General features: G+C 69.9%; 16 protein-coding genes. 6 read left to right on the top strand and 10 right to left on the bottom strand.

Annotated elements, in window-relative coordinates; translation table 11 throughout:
- Positions 1-10: 10 nt before the first annotated feature.
- Positions 11-805 carry a S16 family serine protease gene (locus OG504_RS32515; protein WP_405992975.1) on the top strand — a complete coding sequence of 265 codons (795 nt, stop codon included), beginning with the start codon at positions 11-13 and terminating at the stop codon, positions 803-805.
- Here the strand turns inward: OG504_RS32515 and OG504_RS32520 are convergent.
- The 7 genes from OG504_RS32520 to OG504_RS32550 all read right to left on the bottom strand — a co-directional run bounded on the left by OG504_RS32520 (position 802) and on the right by OG504_RS32550 (position 5,825).
- Entirely contained in the window at positions 802-996 is a 195-nt protein-coding gene (locus OG504_RS32520) for a hypothetical protein (RefSeq protein ID WP_405992976.1), read from the bottom strand. The genes OG504_RS32515 and OG504_RS32520 overlap by 4 nt on opposite strands.
- Before the next feature lie 15 nt (positions 997-1,011).
- On the bottom strand, positions 1,012-1,584 hold the full coding sequence (locus OG504_RS32525) for an ArsR/SmtB family transcription factor (protein ID WP_405992977.1): 573 nt from the start codon (positions 1,582-1,584) through the stop codon (positions 1,012-1,014).
- Positions 1,585-1,665: 81 nt separating this feature from the next.
- Entirely contained in the window at positions 1,666-2,622 is a 957-nt protein-coding gene (locus OG504_RS32530) for a glycine betaine ABC transporter substrate-binding protein (protein WP_405992978.1), read from the bottom strand.
- A complete protein-coding gene (locus OG504_RS32535) occupies positions 2,619-3,434 on the bottom strand; it encodes an ABC transporter permease (protein ID WP_405992979.1) in 816 nt (271 codons plus the stop codon). Before OG504_RS32535 ends, OG504_RS32530 begins: the two co-directional genes overlap by 4 nt.
- A complete protein-coding gene (locus OG504_RS32540) occupies positions 3,431-4,678 on the bottom strand; it encodes a betaine/proline/choline family ABC transporter ATP-binding protein (protein WP_405992980.1) in 1,248 nt (415 codons plus the stop codon). Before OG504_RS32540 ends, OG504_RS32535 begins: the two co-directional genes overlap by 4 nt.
- Positions 4,671-5,318, bottom strand: a complete 648-nt coding sequence (locus OG504_RS32545) for an ABC transporter permease (RefSeq protein WP_405992981.1) — start codon at positions 5,316-5,318, stop codon at positions 4,671-4,673. Before OG504_RS32545 ends, OG504_RS32540 begins: the two co-directional genes overlap by 8 nt.
- Before the next feature lie 12 nt (positions 5,319-5,330).
- Positions 5,331-5,825: an Lrp/AsnC family transcriptional regulator gene (locus OG504_RS32550; protein ID WP_405992982.1), complete on the bottom strand. Its 495-nt coding sequence runs from the start codon at positions 5,823-5,825 to the stop codon at positions 5,331-5,333.
- Positions 5,826-5,950: 125 nt separating this feature from the next.
- Between OG504_RS32550 and hppD the strand changes: the two genes are divergently transcribed.
- Together hppD and OG504_RS32560 are read left to right on the top strand one after the other, a co-directional pair.
- Positions 5,951-7,096, top strand: a complete 1,146-nt coding sequence (hppD, locus tag OG504_RS32555; protein ID WP_405992983.1) for a 4-hydroxyphenylpyruvate dioxygenase — start codon at positions 5,951-5,953, stop codon at positions 7,094-7,096.
- A 32-nt stretch (positions 7,097-7,128) separates the two neighbouring features.
- Entirely contained in the window at positions 7,129-7,995 is an 867-nt protein-coding gene (locus tag OG504_RS32560; RefSeq protein WP_405992984.1) for a Teichoic acid biosynthesis protein C (Precursor), read from the top strand.
- Positions 7,996-8,023: 28 nt separating this feature from the next.
- On the opposite strand, the gene OG504_RS32565 is transcribed toward OG504_RS32560, so the two are convergent.
- Positions 8,024-9,490 (bottom strand): tetratricopeptide repeat protein, encoded by a 1,467-nt coding sequence (locus OG504_RS32565; RefSeq protein WP_405992985.1) that lies wholly within the window; start codon positions 9,488-9,490, stop codon positions 8,024-8,026.
- Between the two features lie 92 nt (positions 9,491-9,582).
- Between OG504_RS32565 and OG504_RS32570 the strand changes: the two genes are divergently transcribed.
- Positions 9,583-10,989, top strand: coding sequence for an FAD-binding oxidoreductase (locus OG504_RS32570; RefSeq protein WP_405992986.1), 1,407 nt, complete (start codon positions 9,583-9,585; stop codon positions 10,987-10,989).
- 67 nt (positions 10,990-11,056) lie between these two features.
- On the opposite strand, the gene OG504_RS32575 is transcribed toward OG504_RS32570, so the two are convergent.
- Positions 11,057-11,530 carry an SsgA family sporulation/cell division regulator gene (locus OG504_RS32575; RefSeq protein ID WP_405992987.1) on the bottom strand — a complete coding sequence of 158 codons (474 nt, stop codon included), beginning with the start codon at positions 11,528-11,530 and terminating at the stop codon, positions 11,057-11,059.
- A gap of 263 nt (positions 11,531-11,793) precedes the next feature.
- Here OG504_RS32575 and OG504_RS32580 point away from each other — a divergent pair, with 263 nt between their 5' ends.
- Together OG504_RS32580 and OG504_RS32585 are read left to right on the top strand one after the other, a co-directional pair.
- Positions 11,794-13,518 (top strand): RDD family protein, encoded by a 1,725-nt coding sequence (locus OG504_RS32580; protein ID WP_405992988.1) that lies wholly within the window; start codon positions 11,794-11,796, stop codon positions 13,516-13,518.
- Positions 13,519-13,607: 89 nt separating this feature from the next.
- Positions 13,608-14,255, top strand: coding sequence for an RDD family protein (locus tag OG504_RS32585; protein ID WP_365612889.1), 648 nt, complete (start codon positions 13,608-13,610; stop codon positions 14,253-14,255).
- Positions 14,256-14,355: 100 nt separating this feature from the next.
- On the opposite strand, the gene OG504_RS32590 is transcribed toward OG504_RS32585, so the two are convergent.
- Positions 14,356-14,673, bottom strand: a complete 318-nt coding sequence (locus tag OG504_RS32590) for a hypothetical protein (RefSeq protein ID WP_405992989.1) — start codon at positions 14,671-14,673, stop codon at positions 14,356-14,358.
- Between the last annotated feature and the right edge of the window lie 322 nt (positions 14,674-14,995).

Consider the following 14,995-nt stretch of genomic DNA (forward strand, 5'->3'; position numbering starts at 1 on the left):
GATTGATCCCGTGCTCCTCTCTCGCCTCACGCGCCCCCAGGCCGTAGCCGCCTGCGCTCTGCCCGTCGTGGCGCTGCTCGCCACGGCGGGCTTCGCGCCGCTGCCGTTCTCGCTGGCGCAGCCCGGTCTGACCGCGAACGTGCTCGGCGAGAACAAGGGCACCCCGGTGATCACGATCTCCGGGGCGCCGGTGCGCACGACGAGCGGTCAGCTGCGCATGACGACGATCGAGGCGACCGGACCCGATCAGCATGTCTCGTTGAGCGATGTGATCGACAGCTGGTTCCGCACCGACCGGGCGGTCATGCCGCGTGACTCGGTCTACCCGAGCGGCAACAGCGTCAAGGAGATCGAGCAGCACAACACCGAGCAGATGCAGGAGTCGCAGGACGACGCGACCACCGCCGCGCTCAAGTACCTGAACCTGAGCGACAAGAAGGTCAAGGTCACCCTCAAGCTGGCCGACGTCGGCGGCCCCAGCGCGGGCCTGCTCTTCACCCTGGGCATCATCGACAAGCTGAACGGCGACGGCAGCGGCGGTGACCTGACGGGCGGCCGCACCATCGCCGGTACGGGGACGATCGGCACCGACGGCACGGTCGGCGCGGTCGGGGGAGTGGCCCTCAAGACCCAGGCCGCGCGTCGTGACGGTGCGACGGTGTTCCTGGTCCCGAAGGCCGAGTGCTCGGACGCCAAGTCCGAACTGCCCAAGGGGCTACGGCTGGTCGCGGTGACCACGCTGAAGGGCGCGGTGAGCGCGCTGGAGGCGCTGGAGACGGGGAAGGGTTCCGTGCCGGGCTGTTAGGCGACGGCGGGCTTGGTGCCGTTGGGTGTTGCGGCCAGGCGAAGGCCCAGTTCTACGAGGGTCCAGCCGACGCGGGTGCGGAGTTCGCGTCGGGGCGGCTTGGCCTCGGCGGCGAGGCGGTGGGCGTCGGCCTGGGCGTGGAGTTCCGCGGCTCGGGTGTGGTGCAGCGCGAGGTGGGTTTCCGGATGCATCGGGGTTGCCTCTTCTCACTCTGATTCGGTCGGGAAGGCATGCAGGTGGAAGCGCACCTGTTCTGCGTCGGGCGCTTCCTCGTCCTCGTAGGTTTCGAGCAACTCGTGGATCTTTCCCACGAGTTCACGGGTGCGTTCGGGTGTCAGCCGTACGGTCCAGTCGCTCATGTCGGTCGAGTGGGACCACGTGGGCAGCCAGTCCTCCCGGGTGCCGACCCAGGTCGACAGCTCACGGGCGTGGGTGGTCGCCACCTCGTGCAGGAACAGGTCGGCCGCGCCGCGTACCGCCGGGTCGGCGTCGACGAGCAGGTTCTCGTCGAAGCCGATGCCCTGCTCGACCGCCTGCCACCAGCGCTCCCGGCCCTTGCCGCGTTCGGGGGCGTCCTCGACGAACCCGTGCGTGGCGAGTTGGCGTAGGTGGTAGCTGGTGGCTCCGCTGGACTCGCCCAGCCGCTCGGCGAGCATCGAGGCGGTGGCCGGTCCGTACCGGCGCAGCGCGTTCAGCAACTGCATCCGGAGCGGATGGGCGATCCCGCGCAGTGAACGGGCGTCAAGATTGCGGTACTTGGACGGCTCGGGCTCGTACATGCGTACAAAGATAGCGTTGCAAAGGACCAGTTGCAACACCTTCTTTGCAACTGGTCCTTTGTAACTCGCCCCCCACAGGCCCTACTTGACCAACCCCTCCGCCTTCATCCAGTCCAGCGCCACCTGATGCGGATCCTCCCCGTCGACATCCACCTTCGCGTTCAGCGTCTGCGCCACCGTGTTGTTCAGCTTCTTCGTGACCGGGGCCAGGACCCTCGCGATCGCCGGCCACTTCTTCAACGCCTTCGTGTTGATCTCGGGCGCCGCGTTGTAGTTGGGGAAGAACTTCTTGTCGTCGGCCATCACCGCGAGGTTCATCGACTTGATGCGCCCGTCGGTGGTGAAGACCTCGCCGTACGTGCAACTCCCCTTCTTCACTTGGGTGTAGATGATCCCGGTGTCCATCTGCGTGATGTTCTTCGCGGGGAGGTTCATCCCGTACGCCTTCTCCATGCCCGGCAGTCCGTCCGCGCGGTTGGCGAACTCGCTCTCCACGCACACCGTCACCGCACCCGGGTCCTTCTTCGCCAGCGCGGCCACCTCGGACAGCGTCTTCGTGCCGTACTTCTTGAAGTTGGCCTGGTTCATCGCGAGCGCGTAGGTGTTGTTGAGGGCGGAGGGAGGCAGCCAGGTGATGCCGTTCTTGAGGTCCGCGTCCCGTACCGCCTGCCACTGCTTCAGCGGGTCGGTGATCGGCTTGCTGTTGCCGAGGTAGGTGATCCACGCGGTGCCGGTGTACTCGTACATCCCGTCCGCGTCACCGGACTTGACGGCCTCCCGTGCTCCGATCGAACCCTGGATGCCGGTCCGGTCGAGGACATCCGCGCCGGCCGCCTCGAAGGCGATGCCCATCATCGCGCCGAGGATCAGCTGCTCGGTGAACTCCTTCGACGTGACGGTGAGATGGGCGCCCTTGAGAGGCTCGCCCTTGCCGACGGTGCCGGGGCTGACGTCGTCGACCATCGGGGAGCCGCTGGTCAGTCCGCAGCCGGCGGCGGCGACCAAGGTTCCGGCCAGCAGGAGACAGGTGCGTTTCATGAGCCCGCCTCCAATCCCCTTGGACGCAACAGGAGTTCGGCAAGTGAGGCCAGCCAGTCCACCAGCAGGGCGAGGCTGACCGTGAGGATCGAGCCGAGGACCAGGACCGGCATGCGCTGGGTGGTGATGCCGGTGGTGATCAGGACGCCCAGGCCGCCGCCTCCGCCGAAGGTCGCCAGGGTCGCCGTACCGACGTTGAGGACCAGGGCGGTTCGGACCCCGGCCAGGATCAGCGGGACCGCGAGGGGGAGCTCCACCTTTGCCAGGACGCCGAGTTGGGACATGCCGATGCCTCGGGCGGCTTCGAGGAGGGTCGGGTCGTTGGCTTTCAGGCCCGCGATCGTGTTGGAGAGCACGGGCAGGACGGCGTAGATGATGATGCCGATCAGGGCCGCCTTCTCGCCGGTGCCGAGCCAGATCACCAGTAGGGCCAACAGGCCGATCGCCGGGGTGGCCTGTCCCATGTTGGCGAACGTCATCGCGACCGGGGCGGCCTTGCGGAACGCTCCGCGGGTCAGCAGGATGCCCAGCGGGATCGCGATGATCAGCACGAAGAACGTGGAGATCACGGTCAGCTGGACGTGCTGCCAAAGTGCCTTGGAGACCTGGCCGTTGGAGAGCGCGTTCTTCGAAATGGCGTCCAGGTGGGCCTGGTTGAACCACAGCCAGGTCGCCAGCAGGATCGCCACCAGGGCGGCGGGCAGGAAGGTCAGCTTCTGCCAGGTGATGCGTCGCTTCGGGGGAGTCGGGGGCGGTGGCGCGGCCTTGGCCTCGGTCCCGGTCTCCTCGTCCTCCAGCTCGGGAGTCGTCACGCCTTCTCCTCCCCGCCGGCGCCTTCCTGCTCGGCGTGCGTCTGGAGGGCCCGGGCCTCCTCCAGCTCGTGCTGGGCCTCCATCGCCTCCAGCCGGTCGGCCTCCAGGAGTTCGTGCACGGAGTTCATCAGCGTCTCCATGTCGACGACGCCGGTGTACTCCCCGCGCCGCCCGGTGACCGCGACCCGCCCCGCGTTGTCCGTGAGCACCGCCTCCAGCGCGTCCCGGAGCGTCGCGTCCCGGGTCACCGTGTCGCTGACCAGCGTGCCCGCCCGGGCCAGCGACCCCTTGGCGCGCATCATGTCGCCGCGCCGCAGCCACTTGTAGGGCCGGCCGCGCTTGTCGAGCAGCAGGATCTCGTTGGTGCCGCTGTCCCGGAGCCGGTTGAAGATGTCCTGGAGCGGGTCGTCGACGGTGACCGTCGGGTAGTCGGTGATCTCCACGTCCCGTACGCGGGTCAGGTTCAGCCGCTTGAGGGCCGCCCCGGCGCCCACGAACCCGGACACGAAGTCGTCCGCCGGGTTGGTGAGGATCGCCTCCGGGGTGTCGAACTGCGCGATGTGCGAACGTTCGCGCAACACCGCGATCCGGTCGCCCAGTTTGATCGCCTCGTCGAAGTCGTGGGTGACGAAGACGATCGTCTTGTGCAGTTCGTGCTGGAGCCTGATCAGCTCGTCCTGGAGGTGATCGCGGGTGATCGGGTCGACCGCGCCGAACGGTTCGTCCATCAGCAGCACCGGCGGGTCGGCCGCCAACGCCCGTGCCACGCCCACGCGTTGCTGCTGCCCGCCGGAGAGCTGACGCGGATAACGGCCCTGGAACTCACCGGCGTCAAGACCGACCAGGTCGAGCATCTCCTCCACCCGGTTCCTGATCCGGGACTTGGACCAGCCGATCATCTTCGGGACGAGCGCGATGTTCTGGGCGACGGTCATGTGCGGGAAGAGCCCGCTCGACTGGATCGCATAGCCGACCTTGCGGCGCAGCTTCACCGGGTCGATGTCGGTGACGTCCTCGCCGCCGATGCGGATACGGCCGCCGGTCGGTTCGATCAGCCGGTTGATCATCTTGAGCGTCGTGGACTTGCCGCAGCCGGACGGCCCGACGAAGACGACCAACTCACCCGCCTTGATCTCCATGTTGACGCTCTCGACGGCCGGGTCGGCGCTGCCCGAATACCGCTTGGTCAGGTTCTCCAGCTCGATGGAGGCACCGGAGGTCGCGGTCTCTGCTGGCTCAGGCACGGATCCCCCTGGGAATGGTCAGCCGTCCGAGAAGGACGTACGCGGCGTCGAACAGCAGCGCCAGGACGATGATCCCGAGCGTGCCCGCGAGCACCTGGTTGAGGGCGTTCTTGCTGCCCAGCGACCCGATCCCGCGGAAGATCTCGTTGCCGAGACCGGGCCCGGAGGCGTACGCCGCGATGGCCGCGATGCCCATCAGCATCTGCGTGGAGACCCGGATACCGGTCAGGATCGGCGGCCAGGCCAACGGCAGTTCGACCCGCATCAGCCGCGCCAGCCGGGACATCCCGATGCCCTTCGCCGCGTCCACCAGGGACGGGTCGACCCCGCGCAGGCCCACGATCGCGTTACGGACGATCGGCAGCAGGCCGTACAGGGTCAGAGCGATCACTGTGGGCGGAACGCCAAGCCCGACGATCGGAATGAGCAGACCGATCATGGCGAGCGACGGAATGGTCAAAATGGTCGACGTGGCCGTGGTGGCGAGGTTGCCCGCCCACTCGCTCCGATACGTGACGACCCCGATCACCACGCCGATCAGCGTGGCGACGACCATGCACTGGAAGACCGCGCTGGCGTGCTGATAGGCGTCGGTGAGCAGCTGCTGGTGCCGGTTGCCCAAGTACTCCCAGAAGCTCACATGCCCACACCCCTACGTCGGCCGGCTCGTCGTCCCTTCCGGGTCTTCCGCCGCCTGTTTCACCAGCGGGATGATCCGCAGCGGAACGGGGTTCTCCATGACGATGGCGGTGGCGGCCCGGACAATGCCATCAAAACCGACAACCCGGTCGATGACCCGCTGGAGATCGGCGTTCGACCGGGCCACGAGCCGGCACAGCATGTCCCCACTGCCGGTGGTGGTGTGCAGTTCGAGGACCTCGGGGACGGTCGTCAAGTGCGCCCGGACGTCCGGGCCTTGCCCCTGCCGGATCTCCAGCGTCGCGAACGCCGTGACCGGATACCCGAGCGCCGCCGGATCGACCTGCGGGCCGAATCCCCGGATGACTCCATTCGACTGAAGCCGGTCCAGCCGCGCCTGCACGGTCCCCCGGGCCACGCCCAGCCGCCGGGACATCTCCAGCACCCCGATGCGCGGCTCCTCGGCCAGCAGCACGATGATCCGGCCGTCCAGACGATCGATCCCCATGCGCCCGCCTCCAACGATGGTCATCCTGTACAGAAAGCCCGCCGAAACGGTCGTAGTACTGAACAGAATGCCCAGCCAATACGCAAACTATTGCGCACCTTGCCGGGGAGCGGGAGCCTTCGCCCATGACGCAGACCACTCACCACACCCCCGACACCGCCCGGCAGGCCGACCCCTTCCCGGTGAAGGGAATGGACGCGGTCGTCTTCGCCGTGGGCAACGCCAAGCAGGCGGCGCACTACTACTCCACGGCCTTCGGCATGACGCTGGTCGCCTACTCCGGACCGGAGAACGGCAGCCGCGAGACCGCCTCGTACGTGCTCACCAACGGCTCCGCCCGCTTCGTGTTCACCTCCGTCATCAAGCCCGCCACCCCCTGGGGCGAGTTCCTCACCCGGCACGTGGCCGAGCACGGCGACGGTGTCGTCGACCTCGCCATCGAGGTGCCGGACGCGCGCGCCGCGTACGCCTACGCCGTCGAGCACGGCGCCCGCTCCCTCGCCGAGCCGCACGAGCTGAAGGACGAGCACGGCACGGTCGTCCTCGCCGCGATCGCCACCTACGGCGAGACCCGCCACACGCTCGTCGAGCGCACCGGCTACGACGGCCCGTACCTCCCCGGCTTCGCCCCCGCCGACCCCTTGGTCGAGGCCCCCGCCCACCGCACCTTCCAGGCGATCGACCACTGCGTCGGCAACGTCGAACTCGGCCACATGAACGAGTGGGTCGGCTTCTACAACAAGGTCATGGGCTTCACGAACATGAAGGAGTTCGTGGGCGACGACATCGCGACCGAGTACAGCGCCCTGATGTCGAAGGTCGTCGCCGACGGCACGCTCAAGGTCAAGTTCCCGATCAACGAGCCCGCCGTGGCGAAGAAGAAGTCGCAGATCGACGAGTACCTGGAGTTCTACGGCGGTGCGGGCGTCCAGCACATCGCGCTCAACACCAACGACATCGTGCAGACGGTACGGACGATGCGCGCGGCCGGGGTGAAGTTCCTGGACACCCCCGACTCGTACTACGACACCCTCGGTGAGTGGGTGGGCGACACCCGCGTCCCCGTCGACACCCTGCGCGAGCTGAAGATCCTCGCCGACCGCGACGAGGACGGATACCTTCTCCAGATCTTCACCAAGCCGGTCCAGGACCGTCCTACGGTGTTCTTCGAACTCATCGAGCGACACGGCTCGATGGGCTTCGGCAAGGGCAACTTCAAGGCGCTGTTCGAGGCGATCGAGCGGGAGCAGGAGAAGCGGGGCAACCTGTAACGCACGGGTCCCGCAAGGGACTTGGGAGGACCGTGGCCGTCGCGCCGATCGACCTGAGCGCACCGGCGGTGCGCTGGCTCTGGCAGAAGGCCACCCTGCACGAGCCCACGGTCCTCCAGTCGTTCGCCCTCGACGAGGTCCACCAGCGCCTGTACGTCCTCCAGTTGAGAACGGGCGGCGCCGACGCCGGCAACCTCTGCCTCAACCAGCTCGACTACACAGGCAAGTTGCTCGGCCACATGCACCTCCAGGGCTTCGGCCACGGTGTCAGCATGGGCGTGCAGAACACCGCCGACGGCGACGTCTGGATCTGGACCGAGGCCGCCGCGAAGGCCGGTTCGGGCGGTGCCTACGGCCAGGCCGTCACCCGCTTCCACTTCGCGAACGGCGCCACCCGCACGGCCGCCGACGTCGCGATCCGCAAGCCGATCGCGAACTCCACCAACAACCAGCCCACGGTCTGCATGACCTCGAAGCGCATAGCGATCCGCTACCGCCTGGCCAACCAACCCCGGTACAGGATCTGGGACTTGGACGCCTTCGTGGCCCGCGACTACTCCACTCCCGTCGCCGACATCGCCCAGACCGGCGCCCACCCGGACCCGTCGATCCCGTTCCAGGGCTACGCCCTCGACGGCGACTACCTCTACCAACTCGCGGGCTCCGCCTACGACTCCACCACCAACCCACCCGCGAAACACGGCAACACGTACGTCTCCTGCCTCGACATCCGCACCGGCGCCCTGGTCCAGCGCTCCCGCACCGAGGCCGGCTACACCCTCACCCACCGCGAACCGGAGGGCCTCGCCGTCCGCACCAAGCCCCGCACCCGGCTGTGCGTCGGCTTCGCGTCCGGGGAGGCGGGCGCACGGAAGTTCTCCCTCTGTTACAAGCCGTAGCCGTAGCCGCAGTTGTCCGTGAGAGTCCTCAACTCGTCTTGTCCTGCGGTTCCTTGTCCGCAGGCAAACCCTCCTCCGGTGGCTCGCCCAGTGTCGCCAACGCCGCCTGGGCCAGCGGCATCCGCAGCGGTGAGAAGTACGGGTTGATCTGCAACGCCTCCTGGAGATGCCGGCGCGCGGACGCGTGCTTCTCCAACTCCTTCTCGATCATGCCCCGGTGGAACGCGTACAGCGCGTCCCGCACCCCGCCCCCGTGCACCTTGTCCGTCGCCGCCGACGCGAACTTCAGCGCCTCCTCGTCCTGCCCGGCCTTGTGCAGCGCCCACCCGAGCGCGTCGGCCACCGGGATGCCCGGCTGGCGGGTCCACTCGGCGCGCAGTCGGCGTACGGCGTCGTGTGCGTCGCCGTGGTCCGCCTCGAAGACGCCGAGGACCAGTTCGTCGTCGACGCCCGCCGCCGCGTCCTTGGCGGCGAGGGCGCGCAGAGTGTCGTACTGGACGCGGGCGGCCTGGGTGAGGCCCAGGGACTCGTACAACTCGCCCAGTTCCAGGGCGTATTGCGGGGTCGGCTGCTTGGCGAGGGCGACCTGGTAGGCGTTCAGGGCCTCCGAGGTGCGGCCCAGGGCGGCCAGCGCGCGACCCTCGCCGGCCAGGGCCTCCCGCTGGTCGGGGTCCAGTCGTACGGCCGCCTCGAAGTGCCGTAGAGCCACCTCGCGGTCCCCGCGTTCCCAGGCGAGCTCACCGGCGCGTTGCAGCCAGGCCGCCTGCTCCGCCGGGGCCGTGGCCTTCGCCGCCGCGTCGGCGAGCTGGGCGGCGGCGTCCTCGCGCCAGCCGCGGTCGCGGTAGACGGCGGCGGCCCGGGCCATCACGGCGGGGCCGGTGTGCAGTTCCAGCAGCTTTTCGAGCGTCCGCTGGGTCGCCTTGTAGTCGCCGAGGCCGGTGTACGCGTCGATCAGCAGCGGATACGTCGTCCAGCGCCTCGGCGCCGCCTTCACCGCGGCCTCGCCCCAGGTGCGCGCCGCGCGGAAGTCCCGGCGTTCGTTCGCGAGGGCCGCCAGGCCGTCCATCGCCACGGCGTTCGCGTCGTTGCCCCTCGCGCGGACCTTCAGCGCGGTGCGGAGGGCCTCCTCGGCCTTCGGGTAGTACAGGGTGTCCCCGGTCCGCCGCCCCTGCTCCACATAGGCCGAGCCGAGCACCGCCCAGGACCGCGCGTCCCTCGGACGGACCCGTACCCGCGTCTCCCGGTCGCCGATCAGCGCGGCCAGGTCGGGCAGCGCGGCCGGCACTCCCGCGGTGACCGCGGTCAGCGCCTGCGCCTTGGGTCCCGGCGCGGGCGGCGGCGCGGGGCGCGGCTCCTCGGGCAGTAGCCACAGCAGCCCGCCGACCACGGCGCACCCGGCGACCGTGGCGATCAGCACCCGCCGCAGAACGGGGGAGCGGCGCTTGCGCGGTTCCGCCACCAGGGACGTACCGGGACTCCGCTGTTCGTTCTCCATGGCGCTCACTGTGCGTCAGTACGACGACCACATCCCGGCACCCAAAGCCACGCGCGGACGGGGTTCACACCGATGGCCGCGAGTGCGACGCTGTGATCATGAGCCGTATCGAAGCGCCTCGCGACCAGGACACCGGGACCCTCGTCGACCGGCTGCTGGCCGGGCTGCCCGCCGAGGCCGTCCTGGCCGACCCGGACGTCACGGCCTCGTACGCCAACGACATGGCGAGCTTCTGCCCGTCCGGCACCCCCGCCGTCGTCGTGCTGCCCCGCACGGTCGAGCAGGTCCAGCACGTCATGCGCGTCGCCACCGAACTGCGCCTCCCGGTCGTCCCGCAGGGCGCCCGCACGGGCCTGTCGGGCGCGGCCAACGCGTCCGAGGGCTGCATCGTGCTGTCCCTCGTCAAGATGGACCGCATCCTGGAGATCAGCCCGGTCGACCGCATCGCGGTCGTCGAGCCCGGCGTCATCAACGCGACTCTCTCCCGCGCGGTCAACGAGCACGGCCTCTACTACCCGCCGGATCCCTCCAGTTGGGAGATGTGCACGATCGGCGGCAACATCGGCACGGCCTCCGGCGGCCTGTGCTGTGTGAAGTACGGGGTGACGGCCGAGTACGTCCTCGGCCTGGACGTCGTCCTCGCCGACGGGCGGCTGATGAGCACCGGTCGGCGTACGGCGAAGGGTGTCGCCGGGTACGACCTGACGCGGCTGTTCGTCGGGTCGGAGGGCTCGCTCGGGATCGTGGTGAAGGCGATTCTGGCGCTGAAGCCGCAGCCGCCCCAACAGCTCGTGCTGGCCGCCGAGTTCGGGTCCGCGACGGAGGCCTGCGACGCCGTGTGCCGGATCATGGAGGGCGGGCACGTGCCGTCCCTCCTCGAACTGATGGACCGTACGACCGTCAAGGCCGTCAACGACCTCGCCCACATGGGACTGCCGGAGACGACCGAGGCGCTGCTGCTCGCCGCCTTCGACACGCTGGACCCGGCCGCCGACCTGGCCGCCGTGGGAGCCCTGTGCGAGGCGGCCGGAGCCACCCAGGTGGTGCCCGCCGAGGACGCGGCCGAGTCCGAACTGCTGCTCCAGGCGCGGCGGTTGTCGCTCACGGCGCTGGAGGCGGTCAAGGGCACGACGATGATCGACGACGTGTGCGTGCCCCGGTCGCGGCTCGGCGAGATGCTCGAAGGGGTGGAACGGATCGGCGAGAAGTACCGGCTGACGATCGGCGTCTGCGCGCACGCCGGCGACGGCAACACGCACCCCACCGTCTGCTTCGACGCGCAGGACGCCGACGAGTCCCGGCGCGCCCGCGAGTCCTTCGACGAGATCATGGCCCTCGGCCTGGAACTCGGCGGCACCATCACCGGCGAACACGGCGTGGGTGTGCTGAAGAAGGAGTGGCTGGCCCGCGAGATCGGCCCGGTGGGCGTCGAGATGCAGCGGGCGGTCAAGGCGACCTTCGACCCGCTGGGGATCCTCAACCCGGGCAAGCTGTTCTGACGCGGGCGCGGGACACCTTGTCTGAAAAAGTGTGACACTTTCGCCGAAAGTGACACACTTTCTGAACTCACTCCCCGTCCCTCGACTCGTCCGACGGCCACGGGTCGCGCAGCCACAGATCGTCGGCCGGGGTCGGTGCGAGCAGCTCGGCCAGGCCGGCGTCGATGCCGAGCTGCTCGGCCTCAGAGCCCGGAGGGACCACCCGCAGGGTGCGCTCCAGCCACGCCGACACCTGCGCCGCCGGGGCCTCCAGCAGGGCGTCCCCGTCGGGTGAACTCAGCGCCATCAAGACGACACTGCGCCGCTCCACCTTCGTCGGCCACACCCGCACGTCCCCGTGTCCGCACGGCCGGAACACCCCCTCGACGAGCAGTTCGCGGGCGAACGTCCAGTGCACGGGGTGCTCGGAGTTGATGTGGAAGGAGATGTGGACGGCGTACGGGTCGTCGGTGCGGTAGCTCAGCCGGGCCGGGACCGGAATGCTCCGCTCCGGCGACAGGACGAGTTTGAGCTCCAACTCCCGCTCTACGACTGTGTGCATGACGTGTCTCCTCTCGCTGACCGGGCCCCGCGGTGGGCCCGTACGAGTGGAGAGGGCGTGCGGGCGGAAGCATTACGCGAGTTCGGGAAACTTTTTTTCCGCCCGGCGTCACGAAGGCTTCGCGGGGCTTCGGGGCGTGTGGACTCCGTGCACGAGGTTGCCCGGAAAGGGGTGGGTCCGGCGGGACGGGCAGTGGTGGTCGCACGGGTCTGATAAATGTGGACACCCCCATTTGACCTCCGAGCAGATACGGGACGACGGACATGAGCGCCCCAACCCCGGCACCCGGTGACGACAGGCCCCGCGAGGGGTACTACCCGGACCCGTCCATTCCTGGCTATGTCCGGTACTGGAACGGCGCGGCCTGGGTGCCCGGCACCAGCCGCCCGGCACCGTCGGACGGCCTGCCGCCCGGCGCGCCGGGCGCGTCCGTCGAGGAGACCGGCCCGCACTTCTTCGACGAGGACCCGGTGAGCCCGGCAGCCGCCCAGCACGGCAGCCGCCCCGAACCGGCCGCCGCGTGGGGCGCGGACCGCGCCCACCAGAGCGGCTTCGGCGGCGACCAGGACCGCCGCGTCTCCTGGGGCTCCCCGGACCCGAGATCCGGCGCCGACCCGAGAACCGGCACGGATCCGAGGGTGCCTGCGGACACCCCGGCCCACGTCCCCGCTACGGACGGCTCGGCCCCGGCCTCCCCGGAGGAACCGCCCAACCCCGGCACCTTCGTCTTCCGCCGCCCCACCCCGGGCACGGACATTCCGTCCCCGTCGGCCCCGGCCCCCGACGAGGGCACGACCACTTTCCGCCGCCCGACCCCGCGCACGGCGCAACAGGGCGGGGGGCTGGGGGCGCAGGGCGGGGGCGCGGGCGCCGGGGGCGCCTTCGGCTCACAGGGTCCGGCGGGGTCCGGTTCCGGAGGCGGCGCTTTCGGCGGACAGGGCTCGGCCGGGTCCGGTGCGGGCGGCGGGTATGACTCGCAGGGGCCGGCAGGCTCCGGGTCGGGTGCCGGCGGTTTCGGCCCGCAGGGCTCGGCCCGGTCCGGCTCCGCCGTCGGGGGCAACTCCGGGGGTTCCGGTGTGCAGGGTCCCGTGGGGACCGGCTCCGCCGGCGGTGGCTTCGGGGCCAACAACCCCGCCGGCACCACCCCCTCCACCGACCCCTCCGGCCTCGGTTTCGGTGCCGGAAAGGCGGCCGCCGCCCGGGCCGCGCAGGCTCAGGGGGGCACCGGCACCGGGGTGCCCGCCTCCGCCGCTCCTGCTCCCTCCTCCGCCGCTTCTACGGCCCTTTCCGGGCCCCAGCAGGGCGCCCCCGGCGTCCCCCAACAGTCCGGTCCGGCGCAGCCGCAGGGTGCCGGCGTAGGGACGCCCATGGCCGCCGGGCCCGGGGGCGGGCAGCCCTCCTGGGCGCAGCAGGTGCATCGGCTGGCGGGGGACGAGGACGGGCCCGTGGCGCCCTGGAAGCCGCCCGTCGAGGACGTGTTCCAGGCGGCGGCCCGGCGGCAGTCGGCGGCGCGGCCCGCGGGGCTCGGCAGGCGGCTGGTCGCGCGGCTGATCGACACCGTCGTGCTCGGCGCGGTCACCGCCGTAGCCGCCGTACCGCTCGGGACCAAGGCCGTCGACCATCTCAACGAGAAGATCGACGCTGCCAAGCTCTCCGGCCGGACCGAGACCGTCTGGCTGCTGGACGGCACCACGTCCGCCTACCTGGGCATCGTCCTCGCCGTCCTCCTCCTCTTCGGTGTCCTCTACGAGGCGTTGCCCACCGCCAAGTGGGGCCGCACCCTCGGCAAGAAGCTCTGCGGGATCGAGGTCCGCGGCATCGAGAGCCACGAGCCGCCCGGCTTCGGCGGGGCGTTGCGCCGCTGGCTCGTCTACAGCGTCCCGGGGCTGCTCGGCATCGGGATCGTCGGTGTCGCGTGGTGTCTGTTCGACCGGCCCTGGCACCAGTGCTGGCACGACAAGGCAGCCCATACGTTCGTAGCGGCATAGGCGCATACGGCATCCGGGGTACCCGATTCCGTACCCCGGACGGCCGCTCGCCGGATGCGGGGGCGGGCGGTTCGCGGTCGACTCGGCCCATGAGTACCGAACCGCCTCCGGGCTCCGGCCAGCAGCCGCCGGAAGACGACCCGTTCAGGAAGCAGCCCCCTCCTGGCCAGGGATCGGGCTCACCGTACGACCAGTCCTACGGGAACCAGCCTCCGCAGCCCCCTCCGTACGGCGGCGGTGGCGGTGACCCCTACGGCGGCGGCTCCTACCCCACCGACCCGCTCGCCGGCATGCCCCCGCTCGCCGACAGCGGCCGCCGCACGCTCGCCCGGATCATCGACCTGATCCTCGTCGGCATCATCGTCTGGCTGGTCACCTGGGCCTTCGGCGTCCACGAGTACGACGTCGGCTCCAACGGCGCGTCGTACGCCAAGTCGCTCGGCCAGTCGCTCATCGCGGCCGTGCTCTACATCGGCTACGACACCGTGATGATGGCCAAGTCGGGCCAGACGCTGGGCAAGAAGTGGCTGGGCCTGCGCGTGGCCAACCTCGACAACGGGTCGACGCCGTCCGTGCAGACCAACCTGATCCGCGCGGCGGTGCTGTGGATCCCGTTCGCGTTCTGCTGCGCCTGCATCTGGACGGCGATCTGCGGTGGTTGGAGCTTCTTCGACAAGCCGTACAAGCAGGGGCTGCACGACAAGGCCGCCAAGACCGTGGTGGTCAGCACGCGTTGACGTGACCGGGGGGCAACACCCGGGGTGCACACAGCGATCGGCGGGTCCGTGGTCAACGGACCCGCCGATTCGCGTGCTTGAGCCGGGGCTTGTGCTTGGTCTAGGGAGTGCTCCGCTCCCGTACCGGCTCCGCGGACGCGGACGACGCGGCGGCGGACACGGTCTCCCGCCGTACCGGCACCCGCTGCGGAGGAGCGGCCGGAGCCGTGGTCTGGGGGGCGGCCTGGGCGGCTGCGGCGGCGCGGGTCTTCGGCTGCGGCACCGTCAGGGAGACGAGCAGCCCGAGGGCGAGTGCCGCGCACGCGATGACCGCGATGCCCAGACCCGAGTTCGTCTGTGACAGCAGCAGCATGGCGAGCGTCGAGAAGATCACGGTGAACGAACCGTAGGCGAGCTGTGCGGCGGTCGGACGAGGCATGGCAATCGAGTCCTCGTTAGGCGATGGAGGGGAGCTGTGAAAGGGGGGTGCGACAAGGATGTCGGCCTGGTTTTCCGCCGGTTCCTGGCGTTCCGCCAAGCGACTCTATTCGCCTGCATGCCCGAGTGGAACGTGCAGTAAGCATGACCTAACACACAGCTCCGGAGCATGGGGGGCGCACGGAGTCATACCGTCCACCAAGTGGACGGATGCACGCGCCCGTTGAGCGATGGACAAGTCGGCCGTGCGTGTCCGTAAAGCGGACCCCGGCTTCGCATAGTGCACTTGTCCTGCTCAAGTCAAGGTCTGTCTTTTCCCGTAA

It is taken from the genome of Streptomyces sp. NBC_00986 (assembly GCF_045162565.1).
In the GTDB taxonomy this organism is placed as follows: Bacteria; Actinomycetota; Actinomycetes; order Streptomycetales; family Streptomycetaceae; genus Streptomyces.

What these genes read in the sequence shown, in the direction of transcription:
- OG504_RS32520 (WP_405992976.1), bottom strand. Translation starts at nt 996, where the DNA reads ATGCATCCGGAAACCCACCTCGCGCTGCACCACACCCGAGCCGCGGAA.
- OG504_RS32525 (WP_405992977.1), bottom strand. Translation starts at nt 1,584, where the DNA reads ATGTACGAGCCCGAGCCGTCCAAGTACCGCAATCTTGACGCCCGTTCA.
- OG504_RS32530 (WP_405992978.1), bottom strand. Translation starts at nt 2,622, where the DNA reads ATGAAACGCACCTGTCTCCTGCTGGCCGGAACCTTGGTCGCCGCCGCC.
- OG504_RS32550 (WP_405992982.1), bottom strand. Translation starts at nt 5,825, where the DNA reads ATGGGGATCGATCGTCTGGACGGCCGGATCATCGTGCTGCTGGCCGAG.
- hppD (WP_405992983.1), top strand. Translation starts at nt 5,951, where the DNA reads ATGACGCAGACCACTCACCACACCCCCGACACCGCCCGGCAGGCCGAC.
- OG504_RS32565 (WP_405992985.1), bottom strand. Translation starts at nt 9,490, where the DNA reads ATGGAGAACGAACAGCGGAGTCCCGGTACGTCCCTGGTGGCGGAACCG.
- OG504_RS32575 (WP_405992987.1), bottom strand. Translation starts at nt 11,530, where the DNA reads ATGCACACAGTCGTAGAGCGGGAGTTGGAGCTCAAACTCGTCCTGTCG.
- OG504_RS32580 (WP_405992988.1), top strand. Translation starts at nt 11,794, where the DNA reads ATGAGCGCCCCAACCCCGGCACCCGGTGACGACAGGCCCCGCGAGGGG.
- OG504_RS32585 (WP_365612889.1), top strand. Translation starts at nt 13,608, where the DNA reads ATGAGTACCGAACCGCCTCCGGGCTCCGGCCAGCAGCCGCCGGAAGAC.
- OG504_RS32590 (WP_405992989.1), bottom strand. Translation starts at nt 14,673, where the DNA reads ATGCCTCGTCCGACCGCCGCACAGCTCGCCTACGGTTCGTTCACCGTG.